This window comes from Microbaculum marinisediminis (assembly GCF_025397915.1).
Lineage (GTDB): Bacteria > Pseudomonadota > Alphaproteobacteria > Rhizobiales > Tepidamorphaceae > Microbaculum > Microbaculum marinisediminis.
Window position 1 is genome coordinate 268,897 of the sequence record NZ_JALIDZ010000004.1, and the last position, 22,252, is coordinate 291,148.

The 22,252-nt window shown below is 66.9% G+C and carries 20 protein-coding genes; 6 read left to right on the forward strand and 14 right to left on the reverse strand.

Translation table 11 applies throughout. From position 1 onward, the window contains the following. Positions 1–16 precede the first annotated feature (16 nt). From holA to leuS, 3 genes are read right to left on the reverse strand one after another with little or no spacing between them, the layout of a single operon-like run. Positions 17–1,048, reverse strand: coding sequence for a DNA polymerase III subunit delta (gene holA / locus MUB46_RS10170; protein ID WP_261615789.1), 1,032 nt, complete (start codon positions 1,046–1,048; stop codon positions 17–19). Continuing rightward, positions 1,045–1,683 (reverse strand): LPS assembly lipoprotein LptE, encoded by a 639-nt coding sequence (locus MUB46_RS10175; protein WP_261615790.1) that lies wholly within the window; start codon positions 1,681–1,683, stop codon positions 1,045–1,047. The genes holA and MUB46_RS10175 overlap by 4 nt, the downstream gene beginning before the upstream one ends. Continuing rightward, positions 1,670–4,285, reverse strand: a complete 2,616-nt coding sequence (gene leuS / locus MUB46_RS10180) for a leucine--tRNA ligase (RefSeq protein ID WP_261615791.1) — start codon at positions 4,283–4,285, stop codon at positions 1,670–1,672. The genes MUB46_RS10175 and leuS overlap by 14 nt, the downstream gene beginning before the upstream one ends. 177 nt (positions 4,286–4,462) lie before the next feature. On the opposite strand from leuS, the gene MUB46_RS10185 reads away from it, so the two are divergent. Both MUB46_RS10185 and MUB46_RS10190 read left to right on the forward strand, forming a co-directional pair. After that, positions 4,463–5,365 carry an HNH endonuclease gene (locus tag MUB46_RS10185; protein WP_261615792.1) on the forward strand — a complete coding sequence of 301 codons (903 nt, stop codon included), beginning with the start codon at positions 4,463–4,465 and terminating at the stop codon, positions 5,363–5,365. Between the two features lie 242 nt (positions 5,366–5,607). Beyond that, complete coding sequence (locus MUB46_RS10190; protein ID WP_261615793.1) at positions 5,608–6,279, forward strand: YggS family pyridoxal phosphate-dependent enzyme; 672 nt, start codon at positions 5,608–5,610, stop codon at positions 6,277–6,279. Between the two features lie 678 nt (positions 6,280–6,957). Here the strand turns inward: MUB46_RS10190 and MUB46_RS10195 are convergent. Then, positions 6,958–7,488, reverse strand: coding sequence for a L,D-transpeptidase family protein (locus MUB46_RS10195; RefSeq protein ID WP_315902725.1), 531 nt, complete (start codon positions 7,486–7,488; stop codon positions 6,958–6,960). A 102-nt stretch (positions 7,489–7,590) separates the two neighbouring features. On the opposite strand from MUB46_RS10195, the gene MUB46_RS10200 reads away from it, so the two are divergent. Both MUB46_RS10200 and MUB46_RS10205 read left to right on the forward strand, forming a co-directional pair. After that, positions 7,591–8,304 carry a response regulator transcription factor gene (locus tag MUB46_RS10200; protein WP_261615794.1) on the forward strand — a complete coding sequence of 238 codons (714 nt, stop codon included), beginning with the start codon at positions 7,591–7,593 and terminating at the stop codon, positions 8,302–8,304. Beyond that, positions 8,301–8,786 (forward strand): cyclic nucleotide-binding domain-containing protein, encoded by a 486-nt coding sequence (locus MUB46_RS10205; RefSeq protein ID WP_261615795.1) that lies wholly within the window; start codon positions 8,301–8,303, stop codon positions 8,784–8,786. Before MUB46_RS10200 ends, MUB46_RS10205 begins: the two co-directional genes overlap by 4 nt. 81 nt (positions 8,787–8,867) lie before the next feature. Here MUB46_RS10205 and MUB46_RS10210 read toward each other — a convergent pair whose 3' ends face one another. Continuing rightward, the gene (locus MUB46_RS10210) at positions 8,868–9,725 is read right to left on the reverse strand and encodes a LysR family transcriptional regulator (protein WP_261615796.1); all 858 of its coding nucleotides are present in this window, start codon (positions 9,723–9,725) and stop codon (positions 8,868–8,870) included. A gap of 106 nt (positions 9,726–9,831) precedes the next feature. Between MUB46_RS10210 and MUB46_RS10215 the strand changes: the two genes are divergently transcribed. Further along, a complete protein-coding gene (locus MUB46_RS10215; RefSeq protein WP_261615797.1) occupies positions 9,832–10,230 on the forward strand; it encodes a tautomerase family protein in 399 nt (132 codons plus the stop codon). 88 nt (positions 10,231–10,318) lie between these two features. On the opposite strand, the gene MUB46_RS10220 is transcribed toward MUB46_RS10215, so the two are convergent. The 8 genes from MUB46_RS10220 to tesB form a co-directional block, all read right to left on the reverse strand. Beyond that, the gene (locus MUB46_RS10220; protein ID WP_261615798.1) at positions 10,319–11,137 is read right to left on the reverse strand and encodes an exodeoxyribonuclease III; all 819 of its coding nucleotides are present in this window, start codon (positions 11,135–11,137) and stop codon (positions 10,319–10,321) included. Positions 11,138–11,285: 148 nt separating this feature from the next. After that, on the reverse strand, positions 11,286–11,699 hold the full coding sequence (locus MUB46_RS10225; RefSeq protein ID WP_261615799.1) for a type II toxin-antitoxin system HicB family antitoxin: 414 nt from the start codon (positions 11,697–11,699) through the stop codon (positions 11,286–11,288). 377 nt (positions 11,700–12,076) lie between these two features. Next, positions 12,077–12,730 (reverse strand): LolA family protein, encoded by a 654-nt coding sequence (locus MUB46_RS10230; protein ID WP_261615800.1) that lies wholly within the window; start codon positions 12,728–12,730, stop codon positions 12,077–12,079. A gap of 163 nt (positions 12,731–12,893) precedes the next feature. Beyond that, positions 12,894–15,584, reverse strand: a complete 2,691-nt coding sequence (locus tag MUB46_RS10235) for an FtsK/SpoIIIE family DNA translocase (protein WP_261615801.1) — start codon at positions 15,582–15,584, stop codon at positions 12,894–12,896. A gap of 166 nt (positions 15,585–15,750) precedes the next feature. Beyond that, entirely contained in the window at positions 15,751–17,052 is a 1,302-nt protein-coding gene (locus MUB46_RS10240) for an ammonium transporter (protein WP_425256243.1), read from the reverse strand. A 304-nt stretch (positions 17,053–17,356) separates the two neighbouring features. Then, positions 17,357–18,709, reverse strand: a complete 1,353-nt coding sequence (amt, locus tag MUB46_RS10245) for an ammonium transporter (RefSeq protein ID WP_261615802.1) — start codon at positions 18,707–18,709, stop codon at positions 17,357–17,359. A gap of 59 nt (positions 18,710–18,768) precedes the next feature. After that, complete coding sequence (locus MUB46_RS10250; RefSeq protein WP_261615803.1) at positions 18,769–19,107, reverse strand: P-II family nitrogen regulator; 339 nt, start codon at positions 19,105–19,107, stop codon at positions 18,769–18,771. Positions 19,108–19,419: 312 nt separating this feature from the next. Continuing rightward, on the reverse strand, positions 19,420–20,289 hold the full coding sequence (gene tesB / locus MUB46_RS10255) for an acyl-CoA thioesterase II (protein ID WP_261615804.1): 870 nt from the start codon (positions 20,287–20,289) through the stop codon (positions 19,420–19,422). A 100-nt stretch (positions 20,290–20,389) separates the two neighbouring features. Here tesB and MUB46_RS10260 point away from each other — a divergent pair, with 100 nt between their 5' ends. Beyond that, complete coding sequence (locus MUB46_RS10260) at positions 20,390–21,601, forward strand: FAD-dependent monooxygenase (RefSeq protein WP_261615805.1); 1,212 nt, start codon at positions 20,390–20,392, stop codon at positions 21,599–21,601. Between the two features lie 442 nt (positions 21,602–22,043). Here the strand turns inward: MUB46_RS10260 and MUB46_RS10265 are convergent, their stop codons facing one another. Continuing rightward, a complete protein-coding gene (locus tag MUB46_RS10265) occupies positions 22,044–22,250 on the reverse strand; it encodes a Trm112 family protein (RefSeq protein WP_261615806.1) in 207 nt (68 codons plus the stop codon). Positions 22,251–22,252: the final 2 nt, after the last annotated feature.

Consider the following 22,252-nt stretch of genomic DNA (forward strand, 5'->3'; position numbering starts at 1 on the left):
GTTCAGGATTCGGGGGCTATCGCCCCTGCCGCGGGCCGCGCGCAGCGCCCGCAAGCGTGATCAGCGCCCGGCTGGTCATCGCGTCGGCGAGGTCGGGCTCGAGACGGACGCTTGCTTCCGTCGCCGCGATCAGCTCCAGGGCACGGCCCAGCGCCTCCGGCGACCACAGCCCGAGCTGCCGGCGGAACCCGTTCTGGCGCTTGAAGAACACCGGCGGCCGCAGCTCGCGCATGGCGGCGTCGGCGGTGGCGCCGCGATCGATCTTCAGCCTTGCCTCCGACAATTGCATGAAATGGCGCGACAGCGCGGAGACGATGCTGCCCGGCGCGGTGCCGGCGGCAAGGCAGCGGCGCAGCACGAGATCGGCCTGGCCGGCGTCGCCGAGCGCGGTGGAATCGATCAGAACGTCGAGCTCTAGCGCAGAGGCGTCGCCGACGACGGCGCCGACATCCTCGATCTCGACGCGCTCACCGCCGTGGCAATAGGTGGCGAGCTTGCGCAATTCGCCGCGCGAGGCGAGGCGGTCGCCGCCGAGAAGGCGCAGGAGCGCGGCCCGCGCGTCGGGGCTGACCTGCAGCCCGGCGGCTGTCATTTCTTCGGTAATCAGGGTCTCGACTGCGCGGGCGTCGTCGACATAGCAGGGGATGGCGACGGCCTGGTCGGACTTCTCGATCGCCTTGCGCAGCGGCGAGGACGGCTTCAGGTCGCCGCCTTCGATGACGACGATGGCCTCGCGCGGCGGATCGGACAGGAGCGGCTGCACGGCGGGCAGGATGTTCTTCGATCCGGCCGGCACGCGGATCGCCCGGCGGCCACCGAACATCGGCACCGAATGGGCTTCCTCGGCCAGGCGTTCCGGCGCGCCGGGCAGGCCGTCGCCTTCGATCACGGCGCGGGCCATGGGGTCGGCGTCCGGCCCCAGGAAGCCGTCGATGATCGCCCGGGCCCGCTCGCCGACCAGACCCGTGTCGGGGCCGTAGACGAGGGCGACCGGCTTGTCGGGTCGTTTGAGGAAACGGCCGACGGCGTCGCCCTTCAGCGCGGTCATAGCTGCGGCGCGCCGTAGGTCTGTTCCTGATCGTCGAAGATGGTGTCGCCCGTGGTCGTCAGCGCGTCGTCGTCGGGCTCTTCCGTATCGACCACCTTGTAGCTCTTGCCCGTGGCGAAGAAGGAGGCGAGGCGCAGGTGGATGTCGGCGGCGGCTTCCTTGGCGGCCCGGTTCTCCGCGTCGATCATGGCGCGATCATTGGCAAAACGCTGGTTGAAATAGTCCAACGAGGCGATCCGCGTGACCGTTCCGGTGGTCAGCGTGCCTTCCTCGCCCACCTTCTTGAGCGTATAGCGCACCTGGAGCCGCAGGTTGCGGCCGCCAGGAAGGCCGGAAATAGAGCGCGTCAGCACGTTGGTGTAGCGCGCCTGGACGTTGAGATCGACGATGTAGCTGCCGCCGGATTCAGCGCCGCCGTTCATGTAGAACAACAGATCGTTGCGGACCTGCTGGCCGACGCGGCCCTCGACCGGCGCCACGTCGACATCGGCGAGCGCCGTGGTGGTCATGCCGCCGGTGCCGGTCGCCGCCGGGCCGTACAGGGGCTTCACCTGGCAGCCGCCGACAAGCGTCGCGGCGAGGAGGCCGAGCGCGAGGGCGGCTTTGCGCGGCAATGCGAAATCAGGCGACCACATTCACGATCCTCTGGGGCACGACGATGATCTTGCGCACCGGCTTGTCGCCGATGGCGCGCTGGACGCCGGTCAGCGCCAGCGCGGCGGCCTCGATCGCAGACTGATCCGCATCGCGCGAAATGACAAGCTCATCCCGGCGCTTGCCGTTCACCTGGACCGGCAGCGTCACCGTATCCTCGACCAGAAGCGCCGGATCGACCTGCGGCCAGTCGGCCAGCGCCAGCAGGCTGTCGTGGCCCAGCACGCGCCAGGATTCCTCGGCCAGATGCGGTACCATCGGCGCGGAAATCCGCACGATGACCTCGGCGGCCTCGCGCAGGGCCCAGCCGAGATCGGCCGCGGTCGCGCCGTTGGAGGCCGAGCCGAGCACGGCCGTCACCGCGTTGACGACCTCGTAGACATGGGCGATGGCGCGGTTGAAGCGCAGCTCCTCGATATCCTTGGACACCGCCGCGAGCGCCTTGTGCGTCACCCGGCGCAGCGCCTCGGCCTCGGACCCGAACGCCTGCGGCAGGGCGGTCCCGACCGGCGGGGCGAGTTCCGCGACCTGGCCGACCAGCCGCCACAGCCGCTGGACGAAGCGCCAGGCGCCCTCGACGCCGGATTCGGTCCATTCGCTGTCGCGCTCCGGCGGAGTGTCGGAGAGCATGAACCAGCGCGCCGCGTCGACGCCGTAGGTCTCGACGATTGCCTCCGGCGAGACGACGTTCTTGCGCGACTTCGACATCTTCTCCGGCGCGCCGACCGTGACCGCAGACCCATCGGCGCGGGCGACGACGGAGCCGTCCTCGCGGTGCTCCACCTCTTCGGGGAACATCCACTGCCCCTGCGTGCCGCGATAGGTCTCGTGGGTGATCATGCCCTGCGTGAACAGGCCCCGGAACGGCTCTTCCAGGGTGGTGTGGCCGGTCTTCTTCATGGCGCGCAGGAAGAAGCGCGAATAGAGCAGATGCAGGACGGCGTGCTCGATGCCGCCGATATACTGGTTGACGGGCAGCCAGTCGTCGACGGCTTTGCGGTCGACGACATCGGTGTCGCGCGGCGAGCAGAAGCGGGCGAAGTACCACGAGGAATCGACGAACGTGTCCATCGTGTCGGTTTCGCGCCGCGCCGCCTTGCCGCAGGACGGGCAGTCGACATGCTTCCAGGTCGGATGGTGGTCGAGCGGATTGCCCGGCTTGTCGAAGGTCGCGTCGTCGGGCAGCAGGACCGGCAGGTCGGCCTCCGGCACGGGGACGATTCCGCAGGAATCGCAATGGATTACCGGTATCGGGCAGCCCCAGTAGCGCTGCCGCGAGATGCCCCAGTCGCGCAGGCGGAAATTCACCTTCCGCGCGCCGGTGCCGGCGGCTTCCATGCGGTCGGCGATCTCCTCCTTCGCCTGCGGCACGCTCATGCCGTTCAGGAATTCGGAGTTGATCAGCACCACCGCCTCGCCGTCCTTCTCGACGAAGGCCTCGTCGCCAACCTCGAAGGTCGCCGGATCGGCATCGGCCGGGGCAACGACGGGAATGACCGGCAGGTCGTACTTGCGGGCGAAGTCGAGGTCGCGCTGGTCGTGCGCCGGGCAGCCGAAGACGGCGCCTTCGCCGTAGCCCATCAGCACGAAGTTGGCGACGTAGACCGGTAGCCTCACGTCGGGCCGGAACGGATGAACCGCATAGAGCCCCGTGGCAAAGCCCTTCTTCTCGGCCCGCTCGATGGCCTCCTCGCTGGTGCCGAGCGCGGCGCATTCGCGCCGGAAGGCCTCCAGCTCCGGATTGGTTTCGGCAAGCCGCTTGGCCAGCGGATGATCCGGCGAGACGGCGCAGAAGCTCGCCCCGAAGATGGTGTCGTGGCGGGTGGTGTAGACGACGAGCGGCTCGTCGACGGCCTTGCCGTCGCCGTCGACCATGTCGAAGGAAAAGCGCAGGCCCTCGGACCGGCCGATCCAGTTGCGCTGCATCAGGCGCACCTTGTCGGGCCAGTTGTCGAGCGTGTCGATGGCGTCGAGCAGCTCCTGGGCGTAGTCGGTGATCTTGAAGAACCACTGCGCCAGCTCGCGCTTCTCGACCGGCGCGCCGGAGCGCCAGCCGCGCCCGTCGATAACCTGCTCGTTGGCGAGCACGGTCTGGTCGACCGGATCCCAGTTGACCAGCGAGGTGTGGCGCTCGACCAGGCCCGCCTTCAGGAACTCGACGAACAGCAGCTGCTGCTTGGAATAATATTCCGGATCGCAGGTCGCCAGTTCGCGGTTCCAGTCGATCGACAGGCCGAGCAGCTTGAGCTGCGCCTTCATCGTCTCGATGTTCTCGTAGGTCCATTCCTTGGGATGGACCTTCTTCTCGATCGCGGCGTTCTCGGCGGGCAGGCCGAAGGCGTCCCAGCCCATGGGATGCAGGACGTTGAAGCCCTTGGCGCGCTTGTAGCGCGCGACCACGTCGCCCATCACATAGTTGCGGCCGTGGCCGATATGGATCTTGCCCGACGGATACGGGAACATCTCGAGCACGTAGTACTTCGGCCGCGGGTCGTCGTTGTCGGTCGTGAAGACCTTCTCGTCGTCCCAGACTTTCTGCCAGCGTGCTTCGGATTCGCGGGGATTGTAGCGTTCGTTCGCCATCACGTGAGCCGGATTTCAGGGGTCGACGGGTAGATGGACTGAAACCGGGGGCGGGGTCAACTGGGGACTGGAAACGAAGCGGTATCGGGCATCCGCTTGGCGTCTGCTACGGTTGTTGTAGTTTTGTATCCCACATTTGCCCGTGCTCCTGCCTCGCGTATTCGACAAAGGGATTTCATGGCTTTCGGCGTCTTCATTCACCGGTTCGATTCAATCTACGACGATAGCCCAGCGGAGCGATATCAGTTCCCAAAGCAGTATCTTAGTCGCGTCAATTCCTGTGTCGGCGATTGGATCGTCTACTATGAGCCCCGCAAAGTTCCCGACACGCGTGGATACTTCGCTATCGCGAGGGTGCTCCAAGTAATACCTGACCCCGGCGTCGATGGAATGTTTATAGCCGTAATCGAGCCCGGGAGTTACCTGGAGTTTCCTAATCCAGTACCGTTTTCCGATGTTGAGGGTGTTGTCGAACGTGGACTCCTTAACAACGAGGGGCGTGTTTCGGGGCGCGCGCAATCGGCCGTACGCGACCTCTCGCCAGACGATTTCGCCAGAATCGTCACGATTGGCTTAAACGACGATTCTCCCGTTCTCCCTAGAGGTATCGAAGAAGAACTCAATGTTCCTGGCTTCGAAGAAGCGCAGGCGCCCTTCGAGTATGAAATCGAACGGAACCGTACGACGTTTCTTTCATCGAGGATCGTTCGGGACCGAATATTCAGGCGAATTGTTCTGCGCGCCTATGACGAACGGTGCGCGATCGCAGGGTTGAAATTCATCAATGGTGGCGGGCGGGCCGAAGTTGCCGCAGCTCATATCCGGCCAGTAGAGGCCAACGGGCCGGATACCGTTAGTAATGGCATTGCTCTTTCCGGAACGGCACATTGGATGTTCGATCGCGGTTTAATAAGTCTATCCGATGACCTCGAGATCCTCATTTCTCGGCAGGTCAATGATCAGGAGTCCATTCGGACATTTATTAACAAGAGCGGTCGTGCACTTTCCCCTTCCCGACCTTCCGACCGGCCCCATCCCGCGTTCCTCAAATGGCACCGCGAAAACTGCTTCAAGCACTGACGCGTGACATCTTCATAGATTGATGCCGGATGGCACCACCACCTGTCGTCCTTAGACCGGTAGACCTTTATGTAGCTTTCTGCGCACGCCCCACGGTTGTCATCCCGGCCGACAAGGGCGCCCTGATCCCGGATAGATTCTCTGCAGCTTCCGGGATGACGAAGGAGAGGCTGATTGGGGGTTGCACAAGCAGGCACCGGGAACGCATCGTGTGGCGCGCACAATCGAATCGACCTCAAACCATGACAGCCACCGATCGCCTCACCGAAGTTCTCTCCAATATCCGTGCGGCGGAGGCCGAGGCCGGGCGTCCGGACGGGTCGGTGACGCTCGTCGCCGTCTCCAAGACCTTCGAGGCCGATGCCATCGAACCGGTCATCGCGGCCGGTCAGCGCACCTTCGGCGAGAACCGCGTGCAGGAATCCCAGGCCAAGTGGCCGGCGCTGAAGGCCGCGCATCCGGATATCGAGCTGCACCTGATCGGCCCGCTGCAGACCAACAAGGTGAAGGAGGCCGTCGCGCTGTTCGACGTGATCGAGACCGTCGACCGCGACAAGCTGGCCCGCGCGCTGAAGACGGAAATGGACGCGCAGGGCAGGACCTTGCGGCTCTTCGTCCAGGTCAACACCGGGGCGGAGCCGCAGAAGGCCGGCGTCCTGCCGGAGGACGCGGCCGCGTTCGTCCGGCGCTGCCGCGAGGAGCACGGGCTTGCGATCGAGGGGCTGATGGCGATCCCGCCCTTCGACGAACCGCCGGCGCCGCATTTCGCGCTGCTCGCCAAGCTTGCCGGGGAAATCGGCCTGAAGACGGTTTCGATGGGCATGAGCGCCGACTACGAGATCGCGGTGGCGCACGGGGCGACGCATGTGCGGGTGGGCAGCGCGATCTTCGGAACGCGGCCGAAGCCGGCGTGAGCGCGCCTGGGGGCTGATTACCCGCGTCCGTGCCTGATGCGCGGCATCGTGGGCCCTGGATCAAGTCCAGGGCACCGGTTTGTTCAAGTGGCACGGCCGTGCTCCGCATCGCAGAAACGATTACTGGTGCCGGGCGTCTTTGCAGCGCGCTTTCGCGAAAGGCGACGCATGTGCGGGTGGGTAGCGCGATCTTCGGAACGCGGCCGAAGCCGGCGTGAGCGTCGCGATCTGACATGTAGCGTCCGTGCCTGATGCGCGGCATCATGGGCCCTGGATCAAGTCCAGGGCACGGGTTTGTTCGTGTGGTACGGCCGTGCTCCGCATCGCAGAAACGATTGCTGGCATGGGCGTCTTTGCACCGCGCTTTTGCGGAAGGCGACGCATGTCCGTGCCCGTTGCGCGGTTTCCTGGACCCCGGACCACGTCCGGGGCGCGGGTTTGTTCAAGTGGCACGGTCGTGCTCCACATCGCAGCGGCGTGCCCTGGACTTGATCCAGGGCCCATGGCGGTACCGCCGGAAACGAGCCTGGATATCCGTCCTACCCATCCGTCACGTCCGGGCCTGTTTCAGGCAACGCGTGTCCATGCCCGAGATTGCCGGGTCACGCCCGGCAATGACGTAAGGGCGGGCTCGGTTGGAAGGCGAGCGCTGGGGCGTTGCCACTGCGGCAACCGCCGCTAGCCGATCGCGATCACCGTTTCCGGCCCGAGTCGCGGCAGCAGGCGAATCATGTCGGCGCGCCGGAGCGCGACGCAGCCCTCGGTGGGCCGGAAGCCCGGTTTCGCCAGATGCATGAAAATCGCGCTGCCGAAGCCTTTTCGCGGCGGGGCGTCGTTGTGGCCGATCACAATGACGAGATCATAGAGGTGATCGTCGCGCCACATGCGTTCGTGCCGGGCGGCGAACGGCAGGAGCACGGGCCTGTTGTAGAACCCGCTCTGCGGGTCGTCGCACCAGCCGAGATCCGGGGTAATCGTCTCGATATCGAGCCCGGTTGGCGGAACCGGACCCCGATCGGGGCGGAAATAAAGCTTTCTCAAGGGAAATTCGCCGCGCGGACTGGCGCCGTCGCCCTCGCGCTTGGTGGTCGTGATGCCGCCGCGGCCGAGCGCGCAGGGGATCGCGAGGCCATCGGTGGAGAGCAGGCCGGCGTGCCGATCGGGGCCGGTCTTGTGGACCCGCAGCCGTCTCAGGTATCGCCTTGCCACCACTATCCCTCTCCCGCCCCGGAGTTGAGCCGCCTTGCGGTCCGTAACCAACGTGTTCTACACCGGTGACGGGGCCGGTGCGACATTTCGGAGAACGCATTGATGAGCACGGCGAAGCATATCCTGATCGTCGACGACGACGCGGATCTGCGCGAGGCGCTGGTCGAGCAGCTGGCGCTGCACGACGAATTCTCGACCGCCACGGCGCAGTGCGCCAAGGACGGCATGGCCATGGCCAAGGCCGACCGGGTCGACCTGATGATCCTCGATGTCGGCCTGCCCGACATGGACGGGCGCGAGGCCTGCAAGATCCTGCGCAAGCACGGCTTCAAGGCGCCGATCATCATGCTGACCGGCCAGGCGTCGGATTCCGACACGATCCTGGGGCTCGAATCCGGCGCCAACGACTATGTCGCCAAGCCGTTCCGCTTCGCGGTGCTGCTGGCGCGCATCCGCGCGCAGCTGCGCCAGCACGAGCAGAGCGAGGACGCCGTGTTCTCGATCGGGCCCTATACCTTCAAGCCGGCCCTGAAGATTATGGTCGACGAGACGGGCTCCAAGGTCCGCCTGACCGAGAAGGAGACCTCGATCCTCAAGTTCCTGTACCGGGCCGGGGAAAAGGTCGTGACCCGCGACGTGCTGCTGCACGAGGTGTGGGGCTACAATTCCGGCGTCACCACCCACACGCTGGAAACGCATATCTATCGGCTGCGGCAGAAGATCGAGCGCGATCCCTCCAATGCCGAGCTGCTCGTCACCGAGGCCGGCGGCTACAAGCTGGTGCCCCGGGGGGCTGTCGGGAGCGCACAGGCGTGACTCTCGATCAGGACGTCGATTTCCTGCAATCCATCCCGATTTTCGCGGATTTTTCGTCCGAACAGCTTCGCCTGATCGCGTTTTCCGCCGAACCGCTGCGTCTGCCCGAGGGAACGACGCTGTTTCGCGAGGGCGCGGAGGCCGACGGCGGCTATGTGGTCGTCTCCGGCGCGGTGGCGCTGTCGAGCGAGCGCGCGGGCGGGCGGCGCGAGGAGGCGATCGTCGGGCCCGGCGCGCTGATCGGCGAGCTGGCGCTGCTGTGCTCCACGACCCGGCCGGTCACCGCCGTCACGGTGGAGCCGACCGACCTGATGGCGGTGTCGCGGCGCCTGCTGCGGCGGGTGCTGGAGGAGTATCCCGACATGGCCGCGCGGATGCGCATGTCGCTGTCGGAGCGGCTGGCGCAGCTGACCACCGAGCTCGGCCACACCCGCGAGCGGATCCTGGCGCTGGACGGGCCGGAGCCGGACGAGCCGGCGTAAAAGACTCCTCGGAATCAGATCGCTGCCGCCGTGCCCTCAAATTCGGACTACGCCGCGCGGCGGTGACCGGCCCGTGATCATTTAGTCCCGCGCGGCGCTTCGGAACGCCGCCGAAAGCTCGCCGAGGATCGCCGCCGACCGGCCGTCGCGGACGCGCGAATGCAGAACGATCGGCAGGCGCGGCAGGTCGGGAAGGCCAAGCGCCGGCCCGACGTCGACGACACCGAACGGCAGCATCCGGGGGGCCAGCGCCGCGACGCCGAGTTTCGCCGTGACGGCGGCGGACACCGCCGCGACGCCGCCACCGATGAAGATCTCGGTCCAGTCGATACCGGCGTCATCGAGACGCCGGGAGGCCAGGCTGCGGACGCCGCACGGCTCCGGCATCGTCGCCACCGGGATCGGCTCGCCGTGCCGGTGGCGCCAGTCGGAGGCCGCGAACCAGCCGAATTTCTCCTCGGCGACGACCTTTCCGTCGTCGCGGTCGTCGTGAAAGCGGACGATGGCCGCGTTCAACTCCCGCCGATCGAAGGCCTGCAGAAGCTCGCCGGTGGACCCGATCCTGATTTCGATCAGCACGCCGGTATCGCGGGCATTCATGCGGGAAATCAGGGTCGGCAGCTCCGGCCCCGCGACATGGTCGCTGATGCCGATCGCAAGCCGCTGCCGCGACGCCCCGAACGCGCCGAGCACGCGGTCATGCGCCGCAACGAGGTCGCGGGCCCGTTCGAGGAAGATCGCGCCTGGCGCCGAGAGCCGCACCGAGCGCGGTGTGCGTTCGAGCAGGCGATGGCCGAGCCGGGTCTCGAGGCGCTGGATCTTGAGACTGATCGCGGATTGCGATGTCCCCATGATCTCGGCGCAGCGTGTAAAGCTACCGGTGTCGGCGACATGGACGAATGCCCGCACGGCATCAACGTCCAGGGAGCGTTCAATCATTACAATCCGTCATTATTGATATATCGACCGATAGCATACCAATATCGCCTGCCGGTCCATACCCTGAAAATCCGTTTTGGCCCAAGACACCATGAAAGGATCAGGGATGCCGATCTCGCACGTTTCGATGCGCGCCGGAAAACCGGAGAGCTACCGTGAGGCGATCCTGGACAGCCTCTATCAGGCGCTGCGCGACACCCTGGATGTGCCCGAGGGGGACCGCTTCATGACCCTCACGGAACACGACGCGGCGAACTTCCGCCATGGCGACGCCTTCGGAATCGCGCGCACCGACGACCTCGTCTATATCGCGATAACGCTGTTCAACACGCGGACCGTCGCCCACAAGGCCGCGCTGTTTCGCCGGATCGCGGAGCTGCTGGCCGAACGCCCGGGCATCAGCCCGGAGAACATCTTCGTGACCATCTACGACACCCCGAAGGAGAACTGGTCGGTCGGCAACGGCGAGATGCAGTTCGGGCCGGGAAAGCCATCGCATGGCTGAGCAGCCCCGCCTGAGGTGCCCCGGCTGAGGCGCCCCGGCTGAGGCGCCACGGGACTGGCGCGCCGGTCCCGGCGGGCGATCGGGCGGGCTAGACGTCGAGCCTGACGATGATCGGTACGTGATCCGACGGGCGTTCCCAGCCACGGGCCTCGCGCAGTACCTCGACGCGGTCGCAGGCGTCCGAAAATCCGTTCGACAGCCAGACGTGATCGAGCCGGCGGCCCTTGTCGGCGGCGGCCCAGTCCTTCGCCCGGTAGCTCCACCAGGTATAGAGCTTCTCGGGCGGGGGAATGTCGCGGCGCACCACGTCGACCCAGTCGAGGGCGCGGCGCACCTGCTCCAGCCTCTCCGTCTCCACCGGCGTGTGGCTCACCACTCTCAGAAGCTGCTTGTGCGACCAGACGTCGTCCTCCAGCGGGGCGATGTTGAGATCCCCAAGGACGATGGCGCCGTCCGCCGGGGCGACGGCTTCCGTTTCGGTGCCGAACCAATCGGTCATCTCGTCCAGGAACGCAAGCTTGTGGGCGAACTTGGGGTTAACCTCGGGATCGGGCTCGTCGCCGCCGGCGGGGACGTAGAAATTGTGAATCCGGACGCTGCGGCCGCCCCTGGCCTCGACGTCGACGGCGATGTGGCGGGAATCGCCCATGTCGCAGAACGGCCGCGCCACCACTTCCCGCATCGGCCGGCGCGACAGCACGGCGACGCCGTGATAGCCCTTCTGGCCGTTCACGGCGATGTGCGTGTAGCCGAGCTTCTCGAACGCCTTGGAGGGGAAACTGGCGTTCGGGCACTTGGTTTCCTGCAGGCAGATTACGTCCGGGGCCTTTTCGGCCGCCAGACGGGCGACCAGGTCCTGGCGCAGACGCACGGAATTGATGTTCCAGGTGGCGATGGTCAGCGGCACGAATATCGATCCTGCGGGCGTGGCTGGGTTCGCTCTAACGCGTGCCGGCCGCAACGGCAACCGGGGAGCAAACTACAGAGTGCGGGACGTCGCAATGGTGCTCACCCGCGATGGCTTCAAGGAAGCTTCGGCACCTCCCCAATTGGTCCTAATCGGCGTCACTAAGTCTGGCCCGCGCGGCGTCGGCAAGGAATGTGGCGCGCGACTGCCCGGCCAAGGACGCGGCCTTGTCTACCTGCCTGAGCAAACGATTCTCGATCGAGAGCTCCACCCACCTGGAATCGCGCGGCAGGTCGACATCCACCAACATGGCGATCCCGCCGTTCGCCAGGTCCTCTTTCACCTCTTCCGTCGCAAGCCATTCATCGGGGGTCCGTGGTTCAGGAATGGCCTCGCCATCTTCTACCATGCCCTGCACATGAAAATTGAGGCCGACGGCGCCGCGATACACAACCTCGGCCAGTGTCGATCCGCCGGAAATGCATCCCGGGTAATCGGGATAGTGGATGCCGTAGTTGCCGGCTTCAGTGTGGACGATGGCAAAGACATATTCTCTCGGCATTTCTGAAGTCCTCGAAGCGGCATCATACGGGGCCGCGATCATCGGTCCCGGCCCGCATGCGGGACACCGGATTCGATCGGTTTGAATGGGGGGCGTACCGGACGCGGTGCTCGTTCGGCTCTAGCGTGTTGTTGCCGCGACGGCAACCGGAGCGCAAAAACAAAGCGCCCGGCTCTCGGGGGGAGAAAGCCGGGCGCCGTCCGCGTTTCAGGCGGAACGCCGGGAGGGAACGCCGGCGTCAACGGCAAGGTCATTTCGGCGAGACGGGGGCGTTACCGAAACACTTGCCTTGCCGCTACTATGTAGAAAGATGGGATCGACTCCGGGGTGCTTCAAGGCTTTTGGCGGAAAACACGGATTCGTGAAGTAACGCTAAGTCAGCGCGCGTTACTGCCGCCGACGTCGAGGATGCGATGCTCGATGATCCGGAACTTCGACGGGTCGATCGGCTCGCCCGCCACCGTGTTCTCCAGCGACACCGAGGTGTCGAGGCCCTGGACGTCGGTCACCGTCCAGCGCGTCAACTTGTTCTCCGCGGTATCGAACATCAGCGTCAGCGTGCCGGGCGCCTCGCCGGTGGTCTCCTCGATCGAGAGGGTGACGAGATCGGTCTCGGGAAATACCGCGAGGATCTTGGCGTCGCGCATCAGGTCGACATTGTCGGACAGGATCATGCGCAGCGGCGTGGTGACGAGCGGATACTTCTCGGTCGTCTTCAGCTTCTTGTCCTGAACCGCGACCCACAGGCCGTCGGAAACGATCTGCAGCTGCGCCGGCGGGGCGTATTCGAAACGCAGCCGGCCGGGCTTCTCGATGAAGAAGCGGCCCTGGGTGACGCCGCCGTCCGGCGCGGTCTGGACGAAATCGCCGGTCAACGTGGTGATGGTGTTGAGATAGGCGCTGACCTGGTCGATGGCGGCGATCTGCTCGATCGAGAACTGCGAGGCGTCGGTCTTCGCCGCATGGGCCGCCGGCGCCAGGCTCAGGGCGGCGGCGAAGGTCGCGATCATCAAATTTCTGGCCAAAGCCATGTTCCAGTCTTCCTGTATCCGGGGATGTTTCCCACAGTTTCCGGTCGTGGCGGCATCCACTGCCATCGCCATGTGGCGAAACCGCGACCGGGGCTTCCGGCGGGTCGATCGGGCGTACGCGAGCGGGCGGTCCCGACCCGTTCGGCGATTACCCGCCCGGCGATTATCCGTCCGCGCCCTCGCCGATCAGGATTTCGCGCTGGCCCTTTGAATTGGGCCTGGAAATGATGCCTTCCTCTTCCATCCGCTCGATCAGGGTGGCGGCGCGGTTGTAACCGATCGACAGGCGGCGCTGGACGTAGCTGGTCGAGGCCTTGCCGTCGCGCAGAACCACCTCCACCGCCTTCCTGAACAGATCGTCCGCCTCGCCCCCGGATACAAGACCCGGGATCTCGACACCGCCGTCGTCGGTCTCCTCGGTGATCTCCTCGAGATAGTCGGGCGTGCCCTGCTGCTTCAGGAAGGCGATGACGTCCTCGACCTCCTCGTCGGAGCAGAACGGCCCGTGCACGCGGGTGATGCGGCCGCCGCCCATCATGTAGAGCATGTCGCCCTGGCCGAGCAGCTGTTCGGCGCCCTGCTCGCCGAGGATGGTGCGGCTGTCGATCTTGGAGGTGACCTGGAAGGAGATGCGGGTCGGGAAGTTGGCCTTGATCGTGCCGGTGATGACGTCGACCGAGGGGCGCTGGGTGGCGGTGATCAGGTGGATGCCGGCGGCGCGCGCCATCTGGGCGAGGCGCTGGACGGCGCCCTCGATGTCCTTGCCGGCGACCATCATCAGGTCGGCCATCTCGTCGATGATGACGACGATGAAGGGCATCGGCGAAAGGTCCATCTCCTCCTGCTCGTAGACGGGCTCGCCGGTCTCCCGGTCGAAGCCTGTCTGCACGGTGCGCACCATGGTCTCGCCCTTGCGGCTCGCCTCGGCGACGCGGGCGTTGAAGCCGTCGATGTTGCGCACGCCCATCTTCGACATCTTGCGGTAGCGGTCCTCCATCTCGCGGACCGTCCACTTGAGCGCGACGACGGCCTTGCGCGGATCGGTGACGACCGGCGACAGCAGGTGCGGGATACCGTCATAGACCGACAGTTCCAGCATCTTCGGGTCGATCATGATCAGCTTGCAGGCGTCGGGGCCGAGCCGGTACAGCAGCGACAGGATCATGGTGTTGACGGCGACCGACTTGCCCGAGCCGGTGGTGCCGGCGATCAGCAGGTGCGGCATGCGGGCGAGGTCGGCCAGCACCGGCTCGCCGCCGATGGTCTTGCCCAGACACAGCGGCAGCTTGGCCTTCGACTTCTCGAACACCTCGGAAGCGAGGATCTCGCGCAGATAGACCGTCTCGCGGAAGGAATTCGGCAGCTCGATGCCGATGACGTTGCGGCCCGGCACCACGGCGACGCGCGCGGAAATCGCGCTCATCGAGCGGGCGATGTCGTCGGCGAGGCCGATGACCCGCGAGGACTTGGTGCCCGGCGCCGGTTCCAGCTCGTACAGCGTCACCACCGGGCCCGGGCGCACGTTGATGATCTCGCCCTTGACGCCGAAATCCTCGAGCACGGTCTCGAGCAGCCGGGCGTTCTGCTCCAGCGCCTCCGTGTCGTTGGCGGTCTTGTTGCGCACCTTCTTGGGCTCGGCGAGCAGGCGCAGCGGCGGGAACTCGTAGCCCTGGCCGAAGAAGGAGGGCTGGGCTTCCTTGGAGGCGCGGCGGCCCTGCTTGAGGCGCTGCTTGGCCGGCGTGACGCGCTGGGCCGCCACCTCTCCATCCTCGCCGTCGTCCTCGCCCCAGCCGCCGTCGTCCCAACCGCTGTCGGTCTGGCCGCCCTCGTCCTGGCCGCTATCGTCCCAGCCGCCGTCGTCCCAGCCGTCCGCGGGCTCCTGCGCCGGCGGCGCCCAGGGATCGTCGCCGCCGAACCGCGGCTCGACACGGCCGGTCACGGGTACGGCCTCCAGCGGTTCGTCCTCGACGAGACGTCGCCACAGGCTTGTCAGGGTGCCGCCCGCGGCCTTGGAGCGCGTTGCCCGGGCACTGCCCGGGGCGGGCTTCAGACCGACCGTGCGACGCAGGCGCGCCTTGAAGCTCAGCCAGCCGTGCTGGACCAGGCCGAGCGGGACGAGGCCGGCCGGGTCGTGCTCATCGCCCTCGTCCTCATGGCTCTCGTCGTGGCCGGCGCGGCGTCCGCCATCGCGGCGCGTCCGCCAATCGCGTTCGTCAACGCGTTCGTCGCTATGCTCGTCGTCGTACCCGTCGTGGTCGTCGGCGCCGCGGCGACGCAGGCGCGGCAGGGCGATGTCGCCGGCATAGGCGAGCAGGACCGTGGCGCCGACGCCGGCGGCCAGGCCAGCGGGCACCGCGGCGAGCCCGCCGAAGATCGGCGACAGCAGGAACCCGGTGACGTAGAGCTGCGCATCGCCGACGAGCCCGCCGAGGCCGGACGGCAGCGCCCAGCCGGCGGGGGCGGGAATGGCGGCGAAGAACGCGCAGGCGAAGGCCGAGCCGAGCAGCCAGGCGACCAGGCGGCGGGCGACCGACCCGACCGGATTGTCGGCGATCAGCCGTACCGCCCAGGCGGCCACGGGAATCAGCATCGCGCCGGAGGCGAGCCCGAGCATCTGCATCATCAGGTCGGCGATCGCGGCGCCGGGAAAGCCGAGCAGGTTGACCGGCGCGGTCTCGGTGGCGTGGGACAGCGAGGGATCCTGCACCGACCAGGTGGCGAGCGCGAGCACGATCGCGCCGACAAGCGCAAGCACGGCCAGGCCGGTCGCCTGGGTCGACAGGCGTTCGGCGGCGTCGCGCAAGCGCTCGGCAAGACTGACTTCGTCGCTGAACGGCGATCCGGTCGCGCTCATGGGTCCTGGTTTCCATCCCGTCCGGGCTGCCGGACGACGTTCCACCAGACGCTATTCGGCGCGGGTAAAGAGGTCATTAACCTTGAAGGTCGGGCCGGCTCTCCTCGGGCGCGACAAAACGCCCGCGCGGGGGGCCGCGCGGGCCGAAACGGCAGGACGACCGCGGTCAGTGCACGACTTCGCCGTGCAGATTGACGTCGAGGCCCTCGATCTCGACGTCCTTGGAGACGCGAATGCCGATGGCGAGGTCGATCACCTTGAGGATGACGAAGGCGCCGAGCCCGGACCAGATGACCGTCGCGGCGATGCCGACGATCTGCGTCCAGACCTGGCCGGCATTGCCGTAGAGCAGGCCCGCGGCGCCGCCGATCTCCGGCGCGGCGAACACGCCCGTCAGCACGGCGCCGACGATGCCGCCCACGCCGTGGATGCCGAAGACGTCGAGCGAATCATCGTAGCCGAGCCGGCCCTTCACCCAGGTCACCATCCAGAAGCAGACGAGGCCGGCGATCAGGCCGATCCACAGCGCGCCGGAGGGGGTGACGAAGCCCGAGGCCGGGGTAATGGCGACGAGGCCGGCGACGGCGCCGGAGATGATGCCGAGCACGCTCGGCTTGCCGCGGGTGACCCATTCGATGACCATCCAGGCGAGCGCGGCGGCGGCGGTGGCGACCTGGGTGACGGCCATCGCCATGCCGGCAAGGCCGTTGGCGGCGACCGCCGAGCCGGCGTTGAAGCCGAACCAGCCAACCCAGAGCAGCGACGCGCCGATCACCGACAGGACCAGATTGTGCGGGGCCATGTTCTCGGTGCCGAAGCCGACCCGCCTGCCGATAACCAGGGCGGCGACGAGGCCGGCGATACCGGAATTGATGTGCACGACCGTGCCGCCGGCGAAATCGAGGACGCCGTCGTCGGCGAGGAAGCCGCCGCCCCACACCCAGTGGGCGACCGGGCAATAGACCACCAGCAGCCAGGCGCCGACGAACCAGAGCAGCGCCGAGAACTTCATGCGGTCGGCGAACGCGCCGCAGATCAGCGCCGGCGTGATGATCGCGAAGGTGAGCTGGAACATCGCGAACACGGTCTCGGGGACGGTGCCCGACACCGACTCGACGCCGAGGCCGGCGAGCATCAGCCGGTCGGAGCCGCCGATCCAGGCGTTGAGGACGCCGCCGTCGGTGAAGGCGATCGAATAGCCCGCCACCATCCACAGGACGGTGGCGAGGCAGGCGACCGCGAAGCTCTGCACGATCGTGGCCAGCACGTTCTTGCGCCGGACCATGCCGCCGTAGAACAGGGCGAGGCCGGGAATGGTCATCATCAGGACCAGCGCGGTCGCGGTGAGCATCCAGGCGGTGTCGCCCGAATCGATCGGTGATCCGGTCGTGTCCTGGGCAGCGGCCTGGCCGAGCGTGGCCAGCCAGATCGCGGCGGCGCCAAGTCCGCCGCGGTGGAATCGCTTCATGATCGCAGTCCTCCGCACACTCGCGCCGGCAGGGGTCGACGGTCGGGCCGGCAGTATCCCGCCGGCTTCATTTCAAGCCGTGTGCCAACAGTTTCGGCAGATGCATCGTATTGATTCACATAGCGAATCCACGAATCTGGCGATTCGCGGAGCTGCCGCGCAACTGGGCACATGCCCGGTTTTTGGGCTGTGTCCGGATCCGGGCACGCGGGCACCCGGGCACGCAGGCAAAAAAACGGCCCGGGGAGGACCGGGCCGTTCAGGAGGACGCCTTGGCCAGGCGCCGGGAGGATACTCGCGGGTCCTACAGCCGCTGGCTGCCGGTCCCGAACTCGGGATAGGCCTCGACGCCGATCTCGGCCAGGTCGAGGCCGTTGGCCTCTTCCTCCTCGCCGACCCGGATGCCGACGGTGGCCTTGAGGATCGTCCACACGATCGCCGAGGCGACGAAGGTGAAGGCGCCGATGGCGACGATGCCGATGATCTGGGTGCCGAAGCCGGTCTCGGCGTTGGTGATCGGCACCGCCAGCGTGCCCCAGATGCCGGCGACCAGGTGCACCGGAATGGCGCCGACGACATCGTCGATCTTCAGCCGGTCGAGCAGCGGGACGACGATGACGACGATGATGCCGCCGATGCCGCCGATGATCAGCGCCATGAACAGGCTGGGCGCCAGCGGCTCGGCGGTGATCGAGACCAGTCCGGCGAGCGCGCCGTTGACGGCCATGGTGACGTCGACCTTCTTGTAGATCAGCTGGGTGAGCAGCATCGCGGCGATGACGCCGGCGGCGGCGGCCATGTTGGTGTTGACGAAGATGCGCGACACCGCCGAGGCGTCGGCCGCGGAGCCCAGGGCGAGCTGCGAGCCGCCGTTGAAGCCGAACCAGCCGAGCCACAGGATCATCGCGCCGAGCATGACGAGCGGCATCGACGAGCCGGGGATCGGGTGGACCTTGCCGTCGGCGCCGAACTTGCCCTTGCGCGCGCCGAGCAGGATGGCGCCGGAGAGCGCCGCCCAGCCGCCGACCGAATGCACGATCGTCGAGCCGGCGAAATCGGAGAAGCCGAGCTCGCTGAGCCAGCCGCCGCCCCACTGCCAGGAGCCCGTGATCGGGTAGAAGATGCCGGTCAGGATCACGGTGAAGATGAGGAACGGCCACAGCTTGATGCGCTCGGCCAGCGTGCCGGAGACGATCGAGGCGGTGGTGGCGCAGAACACCAGCTGGAAGAAGAAGTCCGAGGCCGCCGAATAGTCGCCGGGATCGGCGTCCGGGGCCGGGATCATCTTCGGCAGGAAGGAGCCAATATAGCCGCCGTCGACGCCGTCGTACATCAGGTTGTAGCCGACGATCCAGAACATGATGGTGGCCACCGAGTACAGCGCGATGTTCTTCACGAGCTGCATCGAGACATTCTTGGTGCGCACCATGCCGGCTTCGAGCATCGTGAAGCCGGCCGCCATGAACATCACCAGGAAGCCGGTGACCAGGAACAGGAAGGTGTTGAAGATGTAGGCCGTCTCGGCGGATACGCCGGTGGCGGCCACCTCGGTCACCTCGACGGCGGTTTCCGTCGTCTGGGCGAGGCTCGGCTCGATCACGAGGGCGCTCAGTGTCGCGCCCCCGGCGAGAATGTAGAGTAGCTTACGCAGATTCATCGGATCTGATCCCCTGAACAATCTGTTTCGCGGGTTTTTCGACGCCCTGGGGCCGCGCCCTAGAGCGCGTCCGCGTCGGTTTCGCCGGTGCGGATGCGCACGGCGCGGTCGATGCCGTGAACGAAGATCTTGCCGTCGCCGATCTGGCCGGTGCGCGCGGCTCCGGAGATCGCATCGACGACCGTGTCCACCTGGTCCGAAGGCACGACCACCTCGATCTTCAGCTTCGGCAGGAAGCTGACGGCGTACTCGGCGCCGCGATAGATCTCGGTGTGTCCCTTCTGTCGTCCGTATCCCTTCACCTCGGTGACGGTGAGGCCCTGCACGCCTACGGCGGTGAGGGCCTCACGGACGTCATCCAGCTTGAAGGGCTTGATGATAGCCATGACGATTTTCATGTCGGCTCCCTGTCCTGTTCCGACCTGCGTCGGCGGCGCGTGCCGCGAACGCTGACGAAGAACCGTGTCCGGGTGGTCCACCCGGCGGGCGCCGGAGGGCGACGCGGACAGGTCTCGACGGCCGTACAAAACAAGAGCCGTGCCAGTTGCCGCCATGGCGGCTAACTGGTTGTTTTCACGTGCGTTTGGGAATCGTCGGCGCAGCCCGGCCAGGGAGCCGGGGCGGGAAGTGCCTATAAATTAGGCGCGATATAAGGTGTGTATAAAATATAGGCAGAGCGTTTGCGGGGCGGGAAAGCGCCGAATTCTGAATCACGTGTCCCGCGTCACCTGGCGAATCAGGCCTTCCTGAACGGTGGAGGCGACGAGGGTGCCGTCGCGGGTGAAGATCAGGCCGCGATTGAAACCGCGCGCGCCCTGGCTCGACGGGCTGTCCTCGGCGTAGAGCAGCCAGTCGTCGAACTTGCAGGGGCGGTGGAACCACATGGCGTGGTCCAGGCTGGCGACCATCATGTCGGGCTCGAAGACGCTGCGGCCATGGGCCACCAGCGAGGTGTCGAGCAGCGTCATGTCGGAGGCGTAGGCGAGCGCGCAGCGCTGGATCTCCGGCGAATCGGGCAGCGGTGCGGTGGCGCGGAACCAGAGCTGCTGATACGGCTCCTTCTTCGGCGCGCCGAGATAGCGCGACAGATCGACCGGCCGGAACTCGATCGGTCGCTCGCGCTGCCAGTATTTCAGGATCGGCTCGGGAATCATGTCGGGGAACTTGGAGACGAGTTCGGCTTCGCCGGGCAGGGTCTCGGGCTGCGGCACGTCGGGCATCTCGAACTGATGGTCGAGGCCGGGCTCGTCGAGGTGAAAGGAACAGGACATGGAGAAGATGGCGCGGCCGTGCTGGATCGCGACGACGCGCCGGGTGGTGAAGCTGCCGCCGTCGCGGATGCGCTCGACCTCGTAGATGATCGGCACCTTGGGATCGCCGCCGAGCATGAAATAGCCGTGCAGCGAATGGGCGAGCCGGCTCGCGTCCACCGTCCGGGAGGCGGCGACGAGCGCCTGGCCGATCACCTGGCCGCCATAGACGCGCTGCCAGCCGTCCTGCGGGCTGCGACCGCGAAACAGGTTGTCCTCGAGCCGTTCAAGGTCGAGGATCGAAATCAGGTTCTTGACCGCAGTCGACATGCGCTTACACCCTCCGGACGATGCGCGAAGGTGCCGGGGGTGCCGCCGCCAAGTCAAGTGAGCGCGCGCTGAACACGGGTCCATTCGGGGCAGAGCTGCCATGAGCGAATTCGATATCACCATCGCCGGGGCCGGATACGCGGGCCGCGTGCTGGCGCTGGCGCTGCAACGGACAAGCGGGGTCGACCTCGAAATCGGCCTGGTCGACGCCGCCCCGGCGCATATCGCGCCTAACGACACCCGCGCCTACGCGATGGCCGCGAGCACGGTGCGGATGCTGGAGGAGCTCGGCATCTGGCAGCGGCTCGACGGCAGGACGCAGGTCTGCACCGCCATGCCGATCACCGACAGCCGCGCCGCCGAACTGGTGCGCCCGGTATTCCTGACGATCGCCGGCACGGTCGGCGAGGGCGAGCCGTTTGCCCATTTCGTCGATGGCCGCGACCTGCAGCGGGCGATCCTGGAGGCGAGCGACGAGGCCGGGCTGGCGGTCGAGAACGACTTTTCCGTTGATGGCGTCTCGGTCGACACCTATGGCGTGCGGATCGCCGGCGAAGCGGTGTCCTCGCGGCTTCTGGTCGGCGCCGACGGGGCCCGGTCCGCGGTGCGCAAGGCGGCCGGCATCCGCACCGTTGGCTGGTCCTACGGCCAGGCCGCCATCATCACCATCATCGAGACGGAAGTCCCGCATGACGGCGAGGCGATCCAGCACTTCCTGCCCGGGGGGCCGTTCGCCATGCTGCCGCTGCCCGGCAACCGGCGCGGCATCGTCTGGACCGAGGCGTCGGACGAGGCAGCCCGGCTCGCCCGCCTGGATCCCGACGGCTTCCTCGCGGAACTGGAACAGCGCGCGGGGCCGGAGGTCGGCGACATCGCCGTCGTCGAGGCGCCGCGCGTTCATCCGCTCGACCTGATCCTGGCCCGCGCCTTCGTCGCCCCGCGCATCGCGCTCGTGGGCGATGCCGCCCACCGGCTGCATCCGCTGGCGGGTCTCGGCCTCAACATGGGGCTGCGCGACGTCGCGGCGCTGGCGCAGGTCGTTGCCGAGGCGGCGCGGCGCGGCGAGGACATCGGCGCGCTGACGGTGCTGGAGCGCTACCAGCGCTGGCGGCGGTTCGACACGGTGCAGCTTGCGGTCGCCACCGACGCCATCAACCGGCTGTTCTCGAACGATCTCGGGCCCCTGAGGGCGCTGCGTGACGTTGGCCTCGGCCTCGTCGACCGGATCGCGCCGCTGAAAAAGCTGTTCGTGACGGAAGCCGCTGGCGACTCCGGCAGCGCGCCGCGCCTCATGCGCGGCGAACCGGTGTAAGGCTTCAAGCCCGTCTCACGCCGCTCATCCCCGCGCAGGCGGGGATCGGCCTGATTGCGGCACGGCCGGACCCCATCGCCCCCCGATTCCTCCCTTCGCGGGACTGACCGGGGACAGCGCAGCGTCACACTCCGGCTGTCATTGCCGGACTTGTTCCGGCAATCCATGAACCCGAACGGTGACGAATGCAGTCATGGGTGCCCGGAACAAGTCCGGCCATGACGGTCGTCGCTCGTGGCGCTGCTTCCGCTCGTGTTCGCGGCATCACCCCGGCGAAGGCGGGGATCCAGTATCCGCCGGCCAGTATCCACTGGGCTGTCGGCCCCGGCACACGATACGCTGTGCGCCATCGGCTCAGACCAGCGGCCGCTTGCCGAGATCGGAATAGAAGCGGAACAGATAGCCGCCCGGGCCCTAAACCCGGAGCTGGCGATCGCGAGTTCTATGGCTTCCGCCTGAGCTCGTCCTCGTCGAGCTGCCGGGCTTCCTCCGCCAGCATGATCGGGATGCCGTCGCGGATCGGGTAGGCGAGCTTGGCGGCGCGGCTGATCAGTTCCTGGCGCTCCGCATCGTATTCGAGCACCGTCTTGGTCAGCGGGCAGACGAGGATTTCCAGGAGCTTGGGGTCGATCGAGGTGCGCGCGGTCATTT

What these genes read in the sequence shown, in the direction of transcription:
- holA (WP_261615789.1), bottom strand. Translation starts at nt 1,048, where the DNA reads ATGACCGCGCTGAAGGGCGACGCCGTCGGCCGTTTCCTCAAACGACCC.
- MUB46_RS10175 (WP_261615790.1), bottom strand. Translation starts at nt 1,683, where the DNA reads ATGTGGTCGCCTGATTTCGCATTGCCGCGCAAAGCCGCCCTCGCGCTC.
- leuS (WP_261615791.1), bottom strand. Translation starts at nt 4,285, where the DNA reads ATGGCGAACGAACGCTACAATCCCCGCGAATCCGAAGCACGCTGGCAG.
- MUB46_RS10185 (WP_261615792.1), top strand. Translation starts at nt 4,463, where the DNA reads ATGGCTTTCGGCGTCTTCATTCACCGGTTCGATTCAATCTACGACGAT.
- MUB46_RS10190 (WP_261615793.1), top strand. Translation starts at nt 5,608, where the DNA reads ATGACAGCCACCGATCGCCTCACCGAAGTTCTCTCCAATATCCGTGCG.
- MUB46_RS10200 (WP_261615794.1), top strand. Translation starts at nt 7,591, where the DNA reads ATGAGCACGGCGAAGCATATCCTGATCGTCGACGACGACGCGGATCTG.
- MUB46_RS10210 (WP_261615796.1), bottom strand. Translation starts at nt 9,725, where the DNA reads ATGATTGAACGCTCCCTGGACGTTGATGCCGTGCGGGCATTCGTCCAT.
- MUB46_RS10215 (WP_261615797.1), top strand. Translation starts at nt 9,832, where the DNA reads ATGCCGATCTCGCACGTTTCGATGCGCGCCGGAAAACCGGAGAGCTAC.
- MUB46_RS10225 (WP_261615799.1), bottom strand. Translation starts at nt 11,699, where the DNA reads ATGCCGAGAGAATATGTCTTTGCCATCGTCCACACTGAAGCCGGCAAC.
- MUB46_RS10230 (WP_261615800.1), bottom strand. Translation starts at nt 12,730, where the DNA reads ATGGCTTTGGCCAGAAATTTGATGATCGCGACCTTCGCCGCCGCCCTG.
- MUB46_RS10235 (WP_261615801.1), bottom strand. Translation starts at nt 15,584, where the DNA reads ATGAGCGCGACCGGATCGCCGTTCAGCGACGAAGTCAGTCTTGCCGAG.
- MUB46_RS10240 (WP_425256243.1), bottom strand. Translation starts at nt 17,052, where the DNA reads ATGAAGCGATTCCACCGCGGCGGACTTGGCGCCGCCGCGATCTGGCTG.
- amt (WP_261615802.1), bottom strand. Translation starts at nt 18,709, where the DNA reads ATGAATCTGCGTAAGCTACTCTACATTCTCGCCGGGGGCGCGACACTG.
- MUB46_RS10250 (WP_261615803.1), bottom strand. Translation starts at nt 19,107, where the DNA reads ATGAAAATCGTCATGGCTATCATCAAGCCCTTCAAGCTGGATGACGTC.
- tesB (WP_261615804.1), bottom strand. Translation starts at nt 20,289, where the DNA reads ATGTCGACTGCGGTCAAGAACCTGATTTCGATCCTCGACCTTGAACGG.
- MUB46_RS10260 (WP_261615805.1), top strand. Translation starts at nt 20,390, where the DNA reads ATGAGCGAATTCGATATCACCATCGCCGGGGCCGGATACGCGGGCCGC.
- MUB46_RS10265 (WP_261615806.1), bottom strand. Translation starts at nt 22,250, where the DNA reads ATGACCGCGCGCACCTCGATCGACCCCAAGCTCCTGGAAATCCTCGTC.